The sequence below is a fragment of the Acinetobacter sp. P37 genome (assembly GCF_057480965.1).
The window spans coordinates 16,228-35,011 of record NZ_JBLIYY010000024.1 but is presented as its reverse complement, the minus strand read 5'-3'; the positions used below and the strand labels follow the sequence as shown (position 1 = coordinate 35,011).

16 protein-coding genes and 1 pseudogene are annotated in these 18,784 nt (G+C 39.6%); 5 read left to right on the top strand and 12 right to left on the bottom strand.

The features are described 5' to 3' along the window. Positions 1-79: 79 nt before the first annotated feature. The 5 genes and pseudogenes from AC25JC_RS16040 to AC25JC_RS16020 form a co-directional block, all read right to left on the bottom strand. Entirely contained in the window at positions 80-613 is a 534-nt protein-coding gene (locus AC25JC_RS16040; protein ID WP_486924432.1) for a toxin VasX, read from the bottom strand. A 3-nt stretch (positions 614-616) separates the two neighbouring features. Further along, positions 617-1,282: a hypothetical protein gene (locus AC25JC_RS16035; protein ID WP_180115857.1), complete on the bottom strand. Its 666-nt coding sequence runs from the start codon at positions 1,280-1,282 to the stop codon at positions 617-619. Further along, positions 1,279-3,907 (bottom strand): annotated as a pseudogene (locus AC25JC_RS16030) (type VI secretion system Vgr family protein). Before AC25JC_RS16030 ends, AC25JC_RS16035 begins: the two are co-directional and overlap by 4 nt. Before the next feature lie 230 nt (positions 3,908-4,137). After that, positions 4,138-5,958 carry a tetratricopeptide repeat protein gene (locus tag AC25JC_RS16025; protein ID WP_486924431.1) on the bottom strand — a complete coding sequence of 607 codons (1,821 nt, stop codon included), beginning with the start codon at positions 5,956-5,958 and terminating at the stop codon, positions 4,138-4,140. 116 nt (positions 5,959-6,074) lie between these two features. Continuing rightward, positions 6,075-6,845, bottom strand: coding sequence for a tRNA threonylcarbamoyladenosine dehydratase (locus tag AC25JC_RS16020; RefSeq protein ID WP_486924430.1), 771 nt, complete (start codon positions 6,843-6,845; stop codon positions 6,075-6,077). Between the two features lie 198 nt (positions 6,846-7,043). Here AC25JC_RS16020 and AC25JC_RS16015 point away from each other — a divergent pair, with 198 nt between their 5' ends. After that, entirely contained in the window at positions 7,044-7,484 is a 441-nt protein-coding gene (locus AC25JC_RS16015; RefSeq protein ID WP_486924429.1) for a GNAT family N-acetyltransferase, read from the top strand. A gap of 56 nt (positions 7,485-7,540) precedes the next feature. Here the strand turns inward: AC25JC_RS16015 and orn are convergent, their stop codons facing one another. Beyond that, the gene (gene orn, locus AC25JC_RS16010) at positions 7,541-8,098 is read right to left on the bottom strand and encodes an oligoribonuclease (protein WP_067763591.1); all 558 of its coding nucleotides are present in this window, start codon (positions 8,096-8,098) and stop codon (positions 7,541-7,543) included. A 125-nt stretch (positions 8,099-8,223) separates the two neighbouring features. Between orn and rsgA the strand changes: the two genes are divergently transcribed. From rsgA to secB, 4 genes are all read left to right on the top strand, one after another. Further along, a complete protein-coding gene (gene rsgA / locus AC25JC_RS16005) occupies positions 8,224-9,282 on the top strand; it encodes a ribosome small subunit-dependent GTPase A (RefSeq protein ID WP_078192688.1) in 1,059 nt (352 codons plus the stop codon). 93 nt (positions 9,283-9,375) lie between these two features. Next, positions 9,376-9,783, top strand: a complete 408-nt coding sequence (locus AC25JC_RS16000) for a rhodanese-like domain-containing protein (protein ID WP_078189639.1) — start codon at positions 9,376-9,378, stop codon at positions 9,781-9,783. 20 nt (positions 9,784-9,803) lie between these two features. Next, a complete protein-coding gene (grxC, locus tag AC25JC_RS15995; protein WP_078189640.1) occupies positions 9,804-10,058 on the top strand; it encodes a glutaredoxin 3 in 255 nt (84 codons plus the stop codon). Between the two features lie 40 nt (positions 10,059-10,098). Then, positions 10,099-10,554: a protein-export chaperone SecB gene (gene secB / locus AC25JC_RS15990; protein ID WP_078189641.1), complete on the top strand. Its 456-nt coding sequence runs from the start codon at positions 10,099-10,101 to the stop codon at positions 10,552-10,554. A gap of 149 nt (positions 10,555-10,703) precedes the next feature. Here secB and AC25JC_RS15985 read toward each other — a convergent pair whose 3' ends face one another. The 6 genes from AC25JC_RS15985 to AC25JC_RS15960 form a co-directional block, all read right to left on the bottom strand. Further along, the gene (locus AC25JC_RS15985; protein ID WP_486924428.1) at positions 10,704-11,510 is read right to left on the bottom strand and encodes an enoyl-ACP reductase FabI; all 807 of its coding nucleotides are present in this window, start codon (positions 11,508-11,510) and stop codon (positions 10,704-10,706) included. Between the two features lie 151 nt (positions 11,511-11,661). Then, entirely contained in the window at positions 11,662-12,483 is an 822-nt protein-coding gene (locus tag AC25JC_RS15980) for a TatD family hydrolase (RefSeq protein WP_486924427.1), read from the bottom strand. An 8-nt stretch (positions 12,484-12,491) separates the two neighbouring features. Beyond that, entirely contained in the window at positions 12,492-13,448 is a 957-nt protein-coding gene (locus AC25JC_RS15975; RefSeq protein WP_486924426.1) for an RsiV family protein, read from the bottom strand. Positions 13,449-13,522: 74 nt separating this feature from the next. Then, positions 13,523-14,350 carry a hypothetical protein gene (locus tag AC25JC_RS15970; RefSeq protein WP_486924425.1) on the bottom strand — a complete coding sequence of 276 codons (828 nt, stop codon included), beginning with the start codon at positions 14,348-14,350 and terminating at the stop codon, positions 13,523-13,525. Positions 14,351-14,456: 106 nt separating this feature from the next. Beyond that, positions 14,457-16,049 (bottom strand): peptide chain release factor 3, encoded by a 1,593-nt coding sequence (locus AC25JC_RS15965; RefSeq protein ID WP_078192693.1) that lies wholly within the window; start codon positions 16,047-16,049, stop codon positions 14,457-14,459. A 241-nt stretch (positions 16,050-16,290) separates the two neighbouring features. After that, positions 16,291-18,357 (bottom strand): bifunctional diguanylate cyclase/phosphodiesterase, encoded by a 2,067-nt coding sequence (locus tag AC25JC_RS15960; RefSeq protein ID WP_486924424.1) that lies wholly within the window; start codon positions 18,355-18,357, stop codon positions 16,291-16,293. Positions 18,358-18,784 lie beyond the last annotated feature (427 nt).

Sequence of the window (18,784 nt, the reverse complement as noted above, 5' to 3'; positions counted from 1 at the left end):
TATTTCATCCGCAGATTATGCATGAATATTTAAAATTCTTCGGTACAAATAATCAGCAAGAGACTGTTCGTTTTTTGATTTATGAAAGAGGCTTAATATCACGATTATTTTTTTCTTTTTTTATATTTTCAAGTGTTTTAGGTGAAAGTTGATGCCTAGCAAACATCATATTAATTTTACTATTTTCTTCTATATTAACAAAAAGATCCAACCCTAATGCATTAGTAATATTTATTTCCTTAGTAGTTTTTTCACTTTGAAAACATTGATATGTAGATGGTTTAAATTCATTTATTTCATCTTTATCGACAGCTGTAATAAAACCTGTTTCATTAACTTGATATACATGAAAATCAACATCATTATAATGATCAAACTTCCATGAATCTGAATAGGCGTAAACATATCCTTCACTTAAACGCCTCAAAATATAAGTAAGTCCATTTGGTAACTGAGGTAAAGACTTTATAAGATAATCTGGTGGTCCAAAAGGATTGTCAACAGTTTGATCATCTATAGCTATTGCTATACGTACAGGGACAAACATACTTGTTCTTTGACATGTAGCACAATTAGGATTATCTTTTAAATCTTTACTATAAATATTATCCATTAACTAATCCTTCACCACTAATCGTTTATAGTTTTCTTTGAGAAATATTTCTATTTCTTGTGTACTTTCAAAATCATGCTTTTTAAATTTTTGATTAATTTTATCAATTTGGTGTATTGAAAAATTAATTTTCTCATCATTTTTAGATTCTTGGCTTATGAATCCAAAATAACAACCAAAAGTACAAATACACCACTCATCAAATATACTATTAAACTTTCTCAACCAAATTCTCATTTCTAAATTTAAATTGGAATATTGATTTATATTTAATAAATGTATATTTACTCTAGGATCATAAAATCTTATTATATTTTCCGAGTTATACATCAATAGACTTGTAATAATTTTCGAAAAATCATCAAATTCTAACTTTGATTTTACTAGATTACTTACCAACCCCATGTTTTGAAACAAACTCAAGCCAGTAGAAAACTCTTTCAAAAAAATATTATTATAAAAGTCTTCTAATGCATCAGCATTCATTGACTTAAGATCAACTAAAATTGGAGCTTTTTCTCTTTTTTTAAATAAGTTTATTGCGATAATTTTGTAATTAACTTTATTTTCTTGATAAACACTTAAAAGATTCCTAAAATGAATTTGCTCATATAAAATATAGTTATATCTTTTAAAACTTTCAAAATCTAATCTTTTAAAATTATTCATACTATTTTAATACCTGAATTTCCTGAGTTAGATGCATTCTCCATTTTATATTCACACTCTTCTAACAAAGGTAAATCTAATATTGTTTCATCTGCATTATGTCCTTTAATAAACTTATGCTGCCCCGCTTTCGCCTCAAATTTTCCACCTGTAGTTGGAAACACACCTGAAGCATTTATTTTGATCTGTGAACCACCCGCCGTTAAATTAATCTCTTTAGGGCTGGTGATATATACCGTATCTTCGGTTGAAATAATCTGAATGCCTTTACGTGCAATGAGGTCTGCCCCATCACCTTGCGCCTGAATCTCAACCTTTCCCTTCCCTGCAAATGCTCTCAATCCTTCTTGTGCTGCAAATAAACTGATTTTTTTACCGGCATGGCCAATTAAGGATTTTTGCGTGGAAATGTTCATACTCTCGCCTGCAGTTTGGCTGATCCGGCCATTTGCAGATACATGGATATCTTCATTACTGCTTAAAGCAATCGAATTGGGTGAAGCCAACACCATGACAGCAGACTTAAATTCTGCTGCCTTTTTCTCATCTTTTTGACTTAAAACTTCGATAAATGCTTGAAGCCCTTCCAAAACGTCCAGTGGGTCTGTCTGCTGATTCTTAGCAACTTCACTTAAAGCCTTAGAGTTCTTTAAGGAACTTTCAATTTGGCTCTTGGCTTCATTTGCATCTAAATGCTCACCTTTGGCCCCATCTTGTTTTATAAGTCGAAACCAATAAACCTTGTCCTGCTCGTACTGCACCCCATTGGTCGGTTCTAAGTTCGAAGCCTTCGCCTCGATCTTCACTTTCTGCTTTATCTTTTGGATGACTGAGCTTACCGAGGTTCAGTTGGCTCGCACCATGACTACTTTGTAGCTGGGTACTAATTTGCCCCGTGGTGTCATCAAAGCGTAATTGACCAAAACCCTCTCCCGCCACTTCTTTAGAACGAATTCCCGCAAGTTTTTTGGTATCGGGTAATTGTCCTTTATTGTCAAATTTAGTGGGACTACGCTGCGCTTCATGAATACGACCCACGACAAAAGGTCGGTCAATGTTGCCATCAAAGAAATCAACGACAACTATTTCACCAATTCGAGGTAAGAAGCGTGCGCCATAACCTTCGCCGGCCCACGGGGTCACCACATCAACCCAAGCCGAGTCTGTGTCATTATTGTTCGCACCTGCACCGCCATCATGACCATGATCATCTGAACGGGTAAATAGGAAACGAACTTTTATCCGCCCCCATTCATCAACATGGATTTCTTCACCAGCAGGACCCACAACTTTAGCACGCTGTGGATGTGTTACTGGTCGATGTGTAAGCGGATTAAATTCAGGGACGGTCGTTATATTTCGACGTTGCAAAGCCAAGGTATTGGCTTGGCGTTCATCCGCATCGCTTTGTTTGACTTGCCACTGACTTTGATGGATTAACTGTGTAACTTGATCGGTTAAGTCTTTGGGTAAATTATTTTGGTTATAAAAAGACTTGGATAAAATCAAAAATTCTTGATCTGCACCACGATGCTGGTCAATCTCTGGATGCTCATCCAATTTGAACCAATAACCAACTTGCGTATCACGCACGGTACTTTTAGCAATAAATTGTTTGGCTTGAGCCGCATAATAATCACTAAAATTTTGATTGAGACGTTCAACTTGAGCACTATTAGAGGCAGTTGCAGCATCTTCACCATTCAGATCTTGCATCCATGCAGGGCTCACATGCCATGCTTGCTCTAAGCTTAGGCTCGCATTATCTTGATTTTGACTATGTAGGTGCTTGCTTTGTACTGCACCACCCCCCTCGTCCTGTTCAAGCACATCTGCCTGCCACCGCTGCACATGTACCGACGTCGGCTGCAGACTGCGCTGACCGATAAAACTGGTCATGCTGTCTTGCTTTTCTGTAGCGCTGCTGCGATGAAAACGGATATTGCGACGATCTAGAGGCTGATATTGACTATTTTCATCAATTAAACGCAGCTTTTGGGCTTGGAGTGGCGCTGAAGAGGAAGAGACAAAATGCTGCGCTTCATCAATTAACCAATGAATGCCTTCACTGCGTAGTAAGCGAGTAATAAAATCATAGTCAGTTTCATTACTTTGCATCATGAATGGTCGAACGTCATACTCTTTTTTTAAGCCACTTAAGTCCAAACTTAAGCTCGCTGCAAAAAGTGGGCTCTTTTTTTGCCATTCCTTAAAAACAATCTCGACCACATCTTTGACCGATTTATTCATAAACACGCGGCTATTACGACGCTTATGCCACAATGCCGTTGCATCTTCTAAGGTCAACTTATATAGCGTTAATGCGCCATCACTTTGGCCTTGAAATGCTTCAGTAATGATCCCGGTAATACGAAAAAGTTGCCCAGCATCGGTCACCTGATCGATTGCGACTTGTGTACCAATAAATTGTTTGAGTTCTAAGGTGGCAGAAGTTGAGAGACAGATGAGCTGAACATTCAAACCTTCACTTAAGGCATGTTCCCCATCAATACGTTGCAAGAATACTTGTTCATTCAGCGTGGTATTGGAAAATTGAATATGCAAGGCACGTTTTTGTGGACTAATGCCCAATTTCTCAAGTGCAGAATAAATATTGTTCAGCATCGTTATTATCTAAAATCAGATTTTTATAAAATATGCGGGGTATTTAATCAAAAAAACTCATATTTTTCTAGGCATAATCTGCCTGCTTTTTTGGGTTTTATGTAAGTAAAAATTCAAATTTCTACATCAATTCTTTATGTTATTTTTACTCTATTTATTTCTGCATTAAAAAAATGTAGAGACCATCAAACTAAACTTCAGGTCTCTTCATACCACCTTACTGCCTTGCATCACGATTTATTAGTATTTAAAAATGCGTGAATATTCTCCAATTGTTCTTGTGCTTCGACATAGCCTTGCAAGGCCGCTTTTTCCAAATATTGCTGTGCAATTTTAAGATCACGCTCTACGCCCATGCCATGAATATATAAATAGCCCAATCGCGTTAACGCCGCAGCATTCATCCCCTGAGCCGCTTGTGCATAATAACTATGTGCCTGAGTTAAATCTTGCTGTACACCTAAACCATGTTCTGACATTTCACCAAGCTGGTACAAGGCAGTCACATTTCCCAATGCTGCCGCTTGCGAGAAATACTGCAACGCTTGTTGGAAATCTTGTGTTCCCCATTGTCCTTTTAAATTAACCAGACCTAGTTGCGTGAGTGCATCAGGATGACCTAATTTTGCCGCTTTCAACAATGCCCGCTGGCTTTGAGCTTCATCAAACTGTAGATCAGGCAAGATATTGTCCACGGCTAAACGGTAGAGATACCAAGCAGCATCCTGCGAACCTTGTTCTGCGGCTTTTTCCAGATAACTCAGACACTGATCACGATGTGGTAAAGGATATTCTGGCAATGCATAAAAACGTCCAATCAGATAATTTTGATCCGCGACACAAGTAATGGACATATCATTTAAGTGTCTTGCCGCTTCAACTAAAAGTTGCTGCGCTTGCTTGATATTTCGCTCAACACCGACCCCATGTAGGTAGCATAGTGCTAAACCGACTTGGTTAATGAATAAGGGTTTGAATTGATACGCTGTTTGATATAACTCAAATGCTTTTTGCGGATCATCACTAACCAAATACTTTTCAAAATACAGTGTTGCAATAAGACTAATTGCATCAGCATCTTTAAGTTGAGCAGCTTCGGTCAGAAAGCGAAAACCTAAAGTTTCCTGCTTCTCCAAGTACCAACCATGAAAATGTGCAATGCCTAATAATCGGCTGGCTGCTGCAACTTTGTGCTCTTTGGCCTGCTGCAAAAGATCATGATAAACCCGCTGACGCTGATCGACGTCGATTTTACCCATCAATACTGCTTGATAATATTCATACAACTGCTGCTGGTGCCCGAGTAGCAATCCTCGCTTTAAATATTGCAATGACTTTTCATCATTTTGCGCAAGATACTTTCCTTGTGCATAGAATTGCTGCAATTGCTGAATAGCCGCCATATGGTCTTGTTGAGCAGCTTTCAGTAAATATTCCAATCCTAGAGCAATATTTGGCGTGGCTTGTTTTAAATAGAACTGTGCCAATTGATACTGTGAATTGGCATGTCCATTGTCCGCATTTTTTTGCAACAAATCTAAATGTTGCTGCTCGGCATGTGTCTGATCTTCTGGGTTTAGTTCGGCGAGTCGATATTGCGCATCCAAATGACCGCGTGAAATCGCATGTCGATACCAGTATTGCGCTTTTTCAATATTGGGTACACCGCCATAGATACCTTCTTCAACTTGTCCCAACACATATGCAGCATCATCGCTGCCTAAACTATTGGCTTTTTCCAATAAAGCCAGCGCATTTTCCACACTGACTTCTCTGCCTAAACCTTGTAAATGCATCTGCCCCATTGCGACATAGGCCTGTGGAATTTCATGCTGTTTGGCCAAATTTTGATACAACTCATAGGCACGCGCATAGTCGGTTGGTGCATCAAGCATTAAACGTTCTGCAAATTTCAGCTGTGCATCTAATTGGTCTATCCACAAGTCATGCCCAACCGCTTTAGCCTGATCGCGTTTCACTGGATCGGGTCTTTTCCACATCCAAAACGCAAGTGCTCCCATCCCCAAAATTAGTATCAGTAAAAACCACATACTCGCCCCAAAAAAAATCAATATTTTAATTATTCCAACATTGTGTCTGATTTTAATTCTATATACAAAAAAAGCACCGAATTCGGTGCTTTATTTTTTTCAAAATGAGATAGCTGTCATGCTTTTGCTCGTTTTGCATCAAGTTTTTTGAGCACCTCTGACACAGCCACCATCGCAAAGCTGGACGTCACGACTACTGCTGAACCATATCCACCACAACGTAAGCCTGCACTTGGACAAACATCAGCACTGGAAAATGGATTATCAATCGAATAAACACAGGTAATCCCAAACTTTTCTTTCGGCTTTTTACAAATGCCTTTGCCACGTAATTGTGTCCGCAATTTAGCTAACATCGGGTCTTGCTCTGTTCTTGATAAATCTGCGACTCGGATTTTCAGCGGATCAAGTTTACCGCCTGCTCCACCCGAAACGATCAACGGAATTTTATTAAAACGGCAATGTAGCATTAAAGCAAATTTGGCTTTCACATCATCAATACAATCTAAAATCAGGTCAGGAGCACCTGCCAAAATTTCTTTGACATTTTCGGGTGTGAGATAATCATCAATTAAATTGAGTTTAATCCGTGGGTTAATCGAACGACAGCGCTCTGCCATCACTTCAATTTTTTCATGTCCCAGTGTCGTGCTCATGGCAGGCAATTGTCGATTAATATTCGATGCAGCAACTACATCCATATCGACCAAGGTTAGTTCACCAATACCAGTACGCGCTAAAGCTTCGACCGCCCATGAGCCTACACCACCAATCCCAATCACCATGACATGACTTTTTTCATAATGATGAAAACTTTCATCACTATATATTTTGGCTACGCCAGCAAAACGGCGGTCATATTCATCATCTTGGAGCAGTTCAGTCATAGGTTAGGAGGCAGTGTTAAATCAGCCACCATTTTAGCAAATTCGCTACTTATTTTCTTTGATAAAACGCAATTCAGCAGACAGCACAACAGCGAGGCATTCGCATCAGCTCTAAATCCATCAAAATAAACATTTACAGCGAACGGAGGTCTGCTTTAAAAATATAACCATAGATCAAAAAATCAAGTGTGTATTGCCATGAACATCCATCCTCTGCCAAATAATTTAAAAATTACCGATGACAAAAATGAAATGGATTTAGACACCGTGCATCGCTTTTTAAGCCATACCTATTGGTCAAAAGATATTCCAAAACATGTGGTGAAAAAAGCGATTGAAAACTCTTTGGCCGTGGCCTTACTTCTCGATGATGAACTCATCGGTTTTGGTCGTGCTTTTACGGATTATGCAACTTTTGCTTATTTAGCCGATATTTATGTCGCCGATGGGCATCGAGGCAAAGGCTATTCAAAATTAATTGTGAGTACTTTATTTGAAAAATGTGGCTCCGCAGATCTAAGACGCATGTTGCTTGCAACGGCGGATGCACATGGTTTATATCGTCAATTTGGCTTCACTGATTTGGCTCAGCCTGCAAGTTTTCTCGAGATTCATCAAGCCAACATCTATCAACGATAGAGAAAATATCTCGGATAAAAAAAAGAGGCTTTCGCCTCTTTTTCGATCTTACAACCTTAGTCTTTATTCATAATAAAGAAATATTCACGGTAGTATTTAAGCTCTGCAATCGAGTCACGGATATCATCCATTGCTAAATGTGAGGCATTTTTCTTCAAGCCACCCATGATTTCTGGGCGCCAGCGTTTCGCTAATTCTTTCACTGATGATACATCGAGATTACGGTAGTGGAAGTATTGTTCCATTTCAGGCATTAAACGATGCAAGAAACGACGATCTTGGCAAATTGAGTTACCGCACATCGGTGATGATTTTGGATTTACCCATTTTTTCAAAAATTCTAAAGTTTGCTGTTCAGCATCTTGTGCTGTCAATTTACTACGACGTACACGTTCGATCAGACCTGATTGACCATGTTGGCGAGTGTTCCACTCATCCATTGCATTGAGCACACGGTCAGACTGATGTACCGCAAGCACAGGCCCTTCCGCCAGAATATTTAAATTATCATCCGTCACAATTGTTGCAACTTCAATAATCTGGTCGTTATCTGTATCTAGACCTGTCATTTCAAGGTCAATCCAAATCAGGCGTGTATCAGGTGTGCTGCTCATAAATGTGCAATCTTATTAGGCTGTAAAAATGAACATAGTAGCAAATTTATTGGGCTTGCGCTGTAAATAGACCCTGCTTTCATGCTATTTTTGCCATCTAGTTTTCACGGTTTTTTAGGATATGAATGGCTTTAATTCGTAAGCGCCGACTGACTGAACAGCAGCAACGTCGCATTCAGAAGCAACATAAATCTCGTCAGGAAGAAATCGATACTTCTGCAGATTTGGAAGGCTTGGTCGTCCAACATTATGGTCGTCAACTTGAAGTTCAAGCGCTGTCTACACCCGACCAACATCCTGAAAAACCTATTGTGCAAGCTGGTGAACCTGAACCACATTGGAAACCCATCGAATTAGGCAGTGTTTGGCGCTGCCATACCCGTACCAATCTCGAATTATTGGTGACGGGTGACCGTGTCAAATGGCAAGCTGACCCGATCACAGGTTTAGGGATTATTACCGCGATTCATCCACGCCAATCTTTACTGACACGCCCTGACCGTTATCACAAAGTGAAACCTGTCGCAGCCAATGTCAGCCTGATTGTGATTGTATTTGCACCGCTTCCTGAGCCAGCACCTGGCCTGATTGACCGCTATTTGGTGGCCTGTGCAGATGCTGATATTCCAGCCTTATTGGTCTTAAATAAATCAGACTTACTTAAAGACAACGATCCGATCTTAACGCTATTACAAGAATATCGTGACTTGGGCTATGAGGTCATGCAAACCCAATCCGATGGTGACTTAAGCACACTTTCTGCTCGACTTTCTGGTGAAACTGTCGCATTTGTAGGTCAGTCTGGGGTTGGTAAGAGCACTTTAATTAATGCCATTGTTCCGGATGCTGCGCAAAAAACCAATATTATTTCGGAAAACTCCGCGCTCGGTCAGCACACCACCACCTCTACGCGCTTAATTGCGTTTGGTGAAGGTTCTGCATTGATTGATTCACCAGGAATCCGTGAATTTGGTTTATGGCACTTAGAACTGGAAAAAGTTCAACAAGGTTTCCCTGAGATTGAGTCACATTTGGGTTATTGTCAGTTCCGTAACTGTACGCATAAACATGAAAAGCAATGTGCGCTTAGAATGGCGGCTCAAAATGGCGAAATTTTGCCGCGCCGATTAGACAGTTATTTACGTCTGATCGATGAAATCACGGAAGCGCAGCAAAAAAATTAATTTTTATTCTGTTCATGCCCTTGAAGGGGTGATTTTGATCACCATATTTATGGGCTATACTCTTGGCAATTTAAAATTGTAGTTAGGTGAATTGTGGAACGTTGGTTCGAATTTATGGGGAATCACCCCTTCTTATTTGGAACGCTGGCTGTATTGGTCGTGCTGTTCTTTATTCTTGAAGGCCAGCGTAATGGTCGCAAAATTTCACCTCAATCTTTAGGGATTTTAGTTAAAGCTAAAAATGCTCAATTGATTGACTTACGTGATGCGAAAGACTTCCGCGAAGGTCATATTAGCGGTAGCCGTAATATTCCATATAGCCAAATTACAAAACACATTGAAGAGTTAAAAACTTCTGATCGCCCGTTGGTTTTTGTATGTAACCTTGGTCAAGTGGCAGGTTCTGCATTGCAACAAGTCGGTCATGCAGATGCATACCGTTTAGACGGCGGCATTAGCAACTGGAAAGCTCAAGGCTTACCTCTAGTTAAAAGCAAATAAGCGCTTCTTAGGAGATTAACATGGCTGAAGTTACGATTTATTCAACAACTGTATGTCCTTACTGCATTCGTGCAAAACAGCTCCTAGAGCGTAAAGGCGTGGCTTATAAAGAAATTAATTTATCAAATGAAGCGCCTGAAGTACGTGTTGAATTGATGCAACGCACCAACCACCGTACCGTTCCTCAAATTTTTATTAATGATCAGTTTATTGGCGGTTTTGACCAACTTTATGCTTTAGAGCGTGAAGGCAAACTCGACGGCATGCTATCTTAATTTTAAACATAAATCGTCACCTCATATTAAGGAATAAACAATGAGTGAAGAACAACAAGCTCAACCACAATTGGCATTAGAGCGCATTTATACTAAAGATATTTCTTTCGAAGTACCTGGGGCTCAAGTATTTACTAAAGAATGGCAGCCTGAACTAAATATCAACCTTTCTTCTTCTGCAGAAAAAGTTGATCCAACACACTTCGAAGTTTCACTGAAAGTTGTCGTTCAAGCGAACAATGCGGGTGACACTGCATTTATCGTTGACGTTACTCAAGCAGGTATCTTCCTAATCGATAGCGTTGAAGAAGAACGTCTTCCTTACATTCTTGGTGCTTACTGCCCAAATATCTTGTTCCCATTCCTACGTGAAGCTGTGAACGATATGGTTACTAAAGGCAGCTTCCCACAATTATTGCTTACACCAATTAACTTCGATGCTGAATTCGAAGCGAATTTGCAACGTGCGCAAACTGCTGCTGAAGGCCAAGCTTAATCGCTTATCTTCAAATCTAAAAAAGACCGCTTTTGCGGTCTTTTTTATTGCCTTTTAGCTTCCCCCTTTACTAAAAGGGGGAATGAGGGGGATTTACTTCTACTTAACAAAATCCCTCCCACCCTCCCTTTTAAAAAGGGAGGAGCAAATTACTCAGCATCTGCCATTAGATCAGCGCTCATACCTACAGTATTAAAGCCTGCATCAACATACAGAATTTCACCTGTAATACCATTTGCCCAAGGCGAGCAAAGGAACAATGCTGCATTACCTACATCTTCAATGGTGACATTGCGTTTAAGTGGTGCGACTTTTTCATTTAGGTCTAACATTTTACGGAAAGATTTAATGCCTGAAGCCGCTAAGGTACGAATCGGACCTGCTGAAATCGCATTTACACGAATACCTTCAGTGCCAAGACTTGTTGCCAAATAACGTACGCCTGCTTCTAGTGACGCTTTTGCCATACCCATAACGTTATAGTTTGGCATTACGCGTTCAGAACCTTGGTAAGTCAGCGTCAATAAGCAACCTTGACGTGCAGCCAATAAAGGTTTTGCCGCACGAGCCATCGCAATAAAGCTATATGCGCTGATGTCGTGAGCAATTTTAAAACCTTCACGGTCGGTAATATCAGTGAAATCGCCATCTAAAGTATGTGCCGGTGCAAAACCAATTGAATGCACAACACCATCTAGACCATCCCAATGTTTAGCAAGTTCAGCAAAAGCGGTATCAATTTCAGCGTCCACTGCGACATCACATGGGAAAACTAAAGTTGAACCAAATTGTTCAGCAAAATCATCTACACGTTTTTTTAATTTTTCGTTTGGATAAGTAAAAGCCAGTTCTGCACCTTCGCGATGTAAAGCTTGCGCAATACCAAATGCGATTGATAACTTACTTGCAATACCCGCGATTAAAAAGCGTTTGCCAGCCAATAGTCCTTGTGCCATGTGAAACTCACTCAAAATAATTTAACAGCATAATGCCAAGTCTAAAGCATTTTAGAAATTGCATAATGCGCCTTTTTTTAGAAAACCATCATTGTATAAACAATGTGGAGAAAACCTGATTCAATCAAGCAGCGTCAATATTTGTTGCCGCTTAAGCGTCCAAATGCAATGCCTGTAATGAATTAGTCCATAAGATCTGTGCAATCTCAGATTCAGTACGGTTTAAGCTCTGAGCTAACCCCTGCAAGACATAGGGCAAATTGACCGGCGTATTACGGGTACGCCCTTCCGTCGAATGCTGACAACATAAGGGTGTCATATCTGGACAGTCAGTTTCTAAGACCAAATGATCTACACCCAAAGTCTGAATCACTTGATGTAATTTTTTTGCATTGGGATTGGTGATTTGCCCTGTTACACCAATTTTAAAACCTAGCTTGGTAAATGCCTTCGCTTCTTCAACACCACCACTAAATGCATGTGCAATACCACCGAGCTTAAATTGATGCTTTTTCAACATCGAAAGCACCTCTGCATGGGATTTGCGAATATGCAGCAAAATAGGTTTATCAAACTGCTGTGCTAACTCAAGTTGTGCGGAAAAATACTGCTGCTGCTTTTGAAAAAGTTCAGGCTGTTTATGCTGTTTCAAAAAGGTATCTAAACCTATTTCACCCACAGCAACACAATCATGCTGCTTTAGCATCTGCTCCACATCGAACAAATGTTCTGTACGGTGTTGCTCAATATAAAACGGATGTAAGCCGGGAGCTAAATAGCTTGTTGGAACATTGGATAAACGAGCTAAAAACTCTTGGGTATGCAGCAAATCTTGAAAACGTGACTGTACAAAACCAATCAATACCAACGCATCGACACCCGCCTGTTTTGCAGCATACGCCAACTGTTCCCGATCAGCATCAAAATCGGGAACATCAAAATGCGTATGCGTATCAAACAGTGAGTAAGTCATTGAACTAATTAATTTGCTTTTGCGGCTGAGGCTTCAACAGCGTCAACTGGAGGTAGATATTGCTTTTTCAATACACTTTGCAATTGATCATACGGAATGGTCAAGCGAGGTAAACCCACCACATACGGCCCAATTTCATATTCGGCATATTGCAAAATTAAACCTTGCTGACTCAGATAAAAATTATCAGACAGTTTAAATTTCCAAATCTGTTCGTATTCTTGAATATTGTCTGCCAACTTGGCATCTTTCACCCAAGTTTTAAATAATTCATAGCCCCGCTTTTCAAGCTCAGCACGTTGATTTGGCAATAATATGTCGTTGAGCTGCACCAATTTTTGAGTGCTTAAATCAAAGTTGTAATATTGCTGTGCAGAAGAACCATGCGCTCCACCTAAATATGAACTGGTATTTAAAACCACTGTTGCCAAGGGTTTTTCAGCATTTAATATTTTAGGTTTAATCATCAAACTGATTTGCTGATTGGCACTTAAAGATTTCAATTCTTTATCTAACTTTAAGAACGCTTGCATATAAGGCTGCGTGGCTTTTTCCAATTTTAATTTGGGCGTTTCAACATTTGCCAAAGCAGATTTTGCTTCAGACGCTGCAGGAACTCCACTTGCAGCGGGAGCATCAGTGCTCAGCGTCTTATCTTCTAAAGGCGAAACAGATAAAATTTCGCCTAACTGTTTTAGAATTTCCGCATCAATAAATTCATCAATAAAGGCTTGATTACTGTTTAAGCGTTCAACTGAAATTTCAGGACAGACCCCGCCATCACATTCAGGTAAATTCAGTTGTAATTTTTCCGCATCACCAATCAGTTTTGCACTCAAATCTGGCTGTTCAGTTTTGGCTTGATCCGGCTTTTTTTCAGGTTCAGCTTGTTGTGGCTGACACGCCGTGAATGCAACAGAAACTGCCAATATTGAGCTTGCCCAAATTTTATTTTTTTGCACCATTGCTTCAACCTTTTATTTCGAATAATTGATATTTATTTTGGTAAATATCTTATCAAATTAAATACTTTCGCTGATTAGAACATATGCTGATAAACGTCAGCTTTCAATACTTGTTGTGTTTGCGCTTTGCTGAGATAAATATCCAGTTGTTTACCATCTTTGACAATTTCATCTGTACGGTAATGCAAACCGACACCTTCTTGATCAAAGAACCAATCTGCTTGGCCCCAATAGAGTTTTTTCGGTGCCGATTTTTTGACATCTACCTCTTGTTCATCTAACCATTTGCTATAGGCTTGCTGCACAATAGCATCCATATTTTGCTGTTGCTTTGCTTCAATAATATCTAAAGGTTTAAGATTCTTTTTCGCACGGCGGTCAGCCACAAAAAAATAATAACGCTCTTTGACCGTGATATTTTCCTGTTTGGTATCAACACCGATTTGCAGCAACACATATTGATTCCGTTGATATGGAACTCGTGTGTACATGGCCAATTCATAGGCTTTATTGGTTTTAAACTCTGCCTGCCAAGCATCTGATTTTTTCACATACGCATCGACGGCTTGTTGGAGATTCATATTTTGCTTTAATGCAATCTGATCTTGTACGACGCTGGCCTGATTCTTTTCAATCCAGCCATTCAACCATGTATCTACGGTCTGAATGGTTTGTATCTCTAAATCAATACAACTTTTATTTTCACAAAACGGTTTGGCAATTTTTGCTGCTTGCTCTTGGATATTTAAATAAGGCAAAACATCTGGATTAATCACAGTCGCTTCAGAAGCACCACCGTCGGCCGGCTTTGTCGCTTTGTTTTCTTTTCCTGAATCACATGCACTGAGCAGCAAAACACTCCCCAAAAGTGCAAAAACTGTAGCATCCTTGAATTTTTTCATGATGTCCTAAACGACCAAATGATTGCGTAATGTATGGATTTAAAAACTCTACCACAAAATAAAACAGCTTCACGAAGAAGCTGTTTTATTTCTGTAAAAGAACAACTTAGTGTTCACGTGTATTGCTGAACACGATATCCGGATAACGTTCTTGCATTAACTGTAAATTCACACGACTTGGTGCAAGATAAGTTAAATGACCACCGCCATCGACAGACAATTGGTCATGTGCTTTTTTCTTAAATTCGTTGAATTTTTTCTCGTCATCACACGATACCCAACGTACGGTATTGATACTTACAGGCTCATAAATACAATCCACTTTGTATTCTTCTTTCAGACGATATGCCACCACTTCAAACTGAAGCACACCCACAGCACCCACGATTAAGTCGTTACTGTTTTGCGGCATAAAGACTTGAGTCGCCCCTTCTTCTGAAAGTTCTTTTAAGCCTTTTTGTAGCTGTTTTGACTTCAAAGGATCTTTTAAACGCACGCGACGGAACATTTCAGGGGCGAAGTGAGGAATACCGGTAAAGTGTAAATCTTCACCCGAAGTGAAGGTATCGCCGATCTGAATTGTACCATGGTTATGCAAACCGATAATGTCACCCGGCCATGCTTCTTCAAGATGTTGACGGTCACCGGCAAGGAACGTCAAAGCATCACTAATACGCACATCTTTACCTAGACGCACATGTTTCATTTTCAAGCCTTTTTCATACTTACCTGAACAGATACGCATGAATGCAATACGGTCACGGTGTTTTGGATCCATATTGGCTTGAATTTTAAAGACGAAACCTGTGAAGCCTTCTTCAGTCGCTTCAACTTTACGGTCTTGCGTCGGATGTGCTTTAGGTTCAGGCGCATATTGACTAAATGCATCCAGAACATGGTCTACACCAAAGTTACCGAGTGCCGTACCAAACAAGACTGGCGTTTGACGGCCTGCCAAAAATTCATCTCGGTCTAAAGGTTCATTGGCCATTTGAACCAATTCCAATGATTCTTCAAATGCAGCCCAAGCGAGATCACCGACTTTTTCACGCAAATCTGCATAGTCATAGCCATCACGGACTTCAATATCCGTAATAGTTGAACCGAAACCTGCCTTATAAACGTAGAATTTTTCTTCGAGTAGGTTAAATACACCGGCAAAGTCACGACCTGTGCCCAGTGGCCAAGTAATCGGAACACATTTAATTTTTAAAACGTTTTCGATTTCATCAAGAAGTTCTAATGGCTCACGAATTTCACGGTCCATTTTGTTGACGAATGAAATAATCGGCGTGTCGCGCATACGACACACTTCCATCAATTTGATCGTACGATCTTCGACACCTTTTGCACCATCAATCACCATAAGCGCAGAGTCAACAGCGGTTAATGTACGGTAGGTATCTTCAGAAAAGTCTTCATGCCCTGGGGTGTCGAGCAAGTTAATCATCTTGTCTTTAAACGGGAACTGCATAACAGAAGTGGTGATCGAAATACCACGTTCTTTTTCCATTTCCATCCAGTCAGACGTTGCCGCACGATCAGATTTACGGCTTTTTACCATACCTGCAACCTGAATCGCCTGTCCCCATAACAACAGTTTTTCTGTCATTGTGGTTTTACCGGCATCGGGGTGGGAAATAATAGCGAAAGTACGTCGCTGAGCGACCTGTGTCGCTAATTCTTCTTTAAAACTCATGAAAGACACCTACTGCAAAACTCGCAGTGCAAAAGATCAGATCTGATCAATATGGAAAATTGGCGATATTGTATCAGATTGACCATTAAAAATAATCAACCTCATCGGGTTGAGTCAAAATCTTAGCGTGGCGTGTCTTGATGTTTTACATTGGATGACGACCTGTTTTTATCGACGATATAGCACATTTCATTTTCTTTTTTTCTATACACATTGGCAATGCGATCAGACTACGAGGACTTTATTCAACTTTCATTTTCATGCTTTCTTCAAGCTGTGCCACTGGCATCGGCATTCCTAACAAATAGCCCTGCAACTGTTGGCAACCTAAACGTTTTAAAATTTCTGCTTGTTGTTCTGTCTCTACACCTTCTGCAGTGACCGTTAAACCCAGTCGAATTGCCAAGTGAATAATACTTTCTAAAATAATTTCTTCTTTAGAACCGACGCTCAAATTGCGGATAAACTCACGGTCAATTTTCAGCTCATCTACAGGCAGTTCTTTTAAATACAAGAAACTTGAATGTCCCGTACCAAAGTCATCAATCGCAACTTTAATTCCCATCTTTCTCAAATGTTCAAAAGTTACAATACTGGCATCGATATGATGCATCGCAGTTGACTCGGTAATTTCAATAATTAAATGTGACGGGTTAATTTCATACCGTGCAAAAAGTGACTCTAAAGTACTAAATAAGTGTTTATGTTCAAACTGAATCGCTGATAAATTGACCGCAATAGGATACAACGGCATATTCAGCTTTTCCCAGTGCTGAATTTGCTTACAGGCTTCTTCAAGCGCCCAATAGCCCATGGCAATAATCAGTCCAGTTTTTTCTGCACCATTGATAAACTTATTTGGCGTCAACATACCTAGAGTTGGATGATTCCAACGAATTAAGGCCTCAACCCCACAAATTTCACGATCAACGGCATTAAATTTTGGCTGATAAAATAAAATAAATTGCTGTTCTTCTACCGCTTTATATAAATCATTGATCAGTTTCGTCTGACTTTTTTCTTCAAATTGGTCGGCAGTATAATTAAAAAATGAATAGGTATTACGCCCCTGATACTTCGAACTCAGCATTGCGGTGTCTGCATTGATCAGTAGGTCTTGTAAGTTCGCACCATGTTCAGGGTACATCGCAATACCAATACTGCCTGAAATGTTAATTTCCTTACCTGCAATCAAAAAGCTTTCTTGCATCAATTCCAATATTTTTTCAGACATTGCTGTGGCAGAATCATTGCTTGCCGACTCAAGTACAATCAGAAACTCATCCCCACCGATTCGTAGCAATTTGGCTTGATCATTAATTAAACGGTGAATACGCGTAGCAATTTGAATCAGTAGTTGATCACCCACATGGTGTCCAAACACATCATTGACCGCTTTAAAACGGTCGATATCAATATAAATAAAAGCAATTTTATCTTGTCTTAAGCGATGCTCTGTAAATAGAAAATGTGCATATTCAGCCAAAAATAGTCGATTAGGTAAACGGGTCAAATTGTCCTGTACCGCTTGATTGGCCAGTTCTCGATTTGCGCGCATCAACTGCAAGCTGCGATGTTCTAAACGTTGCTCAAGTACTGCAACGCTAAAGGCCGCCATCAACAATAAACTGGTGACAAATAAGACAATAAATAGCAATAAATTATGGTTAATTTGAGCCGCAACCAATATATCCATCGAGTTTAGCGGTACAAAATCAACAGCCGCCATACCAATATAATGCATAGCAACAATGCTAAAAGTCAGCATGACCGCAACAAAGGCATTCATGATGTTACGTTTTGGCGAGTATTTATTTTTAAACGTTAGCCAAAATGCCAAACATGAGCCACAGATCGCAACTAAAATTGAACAGATAACAATTAAAGGTTCGTATCGTTGCTCATAACCCTGAACGTCTAAACTCAGCATCCCCGTGTAATGCATTCCGGAAATGCCTAGCCCCATTAAAACTGAGCCTAAAATTAAACGAGGAAATGGTAGCGTCAGTCGTGTGGTTAACCACACGGCAAAAGTGGACGCGACAAAGGCAATAAAATAGGATGTCAGAGTAAGACTGGTATCAAAACTATGATTTGAAGGTAAATGGCTGGCCATCATGCCTACAAAATGCATGCACCAAATCGCAGCACCTAAAATTGCACCGCTGAATAATAAAATGACATTTTCATATCTTGGTCGTGTTCCACGGAACAACATTTGTTCGAGTGAAACCGCTAAGTAACAACTTAATAATGCAACTACGATTGAACCAACGACCAGATTGTAATCATAATGAATATGGGTCATATCAAGCGTTCCGCTTAGGTTATCGTGGCACTTTCTTTAACCGAATTACCCAATCTATCTCTTCCCTTTAACTTGTTACATTTTCAATTACTTACTTATTTTCTCTTAGAATCTATTAGTCTACGGTAATGGTCAAGTCTTTCTTTCAAGATTTTAAGCAACTGATTAATTTAAAAAAATAAAGCTTGATGAAGTTCACTAAAACTTAAACTTTTGATAAAAATTGCATCAGGTGTTTATTATTTTAGAACAGTTTCTAATCATAATAAAATGAATAAGTTAGAATCATTTATAGATTGCTTTCTAGATTTAAATCGAACACCGCCCTACTCACAAAAAAATAGCGAGCCGTAGCTCGCTATTTCTCAATGGATAAATTCATCTTTTCTGTCAAAAACTCAAGCAATCATCTCAATGTTATTTATGG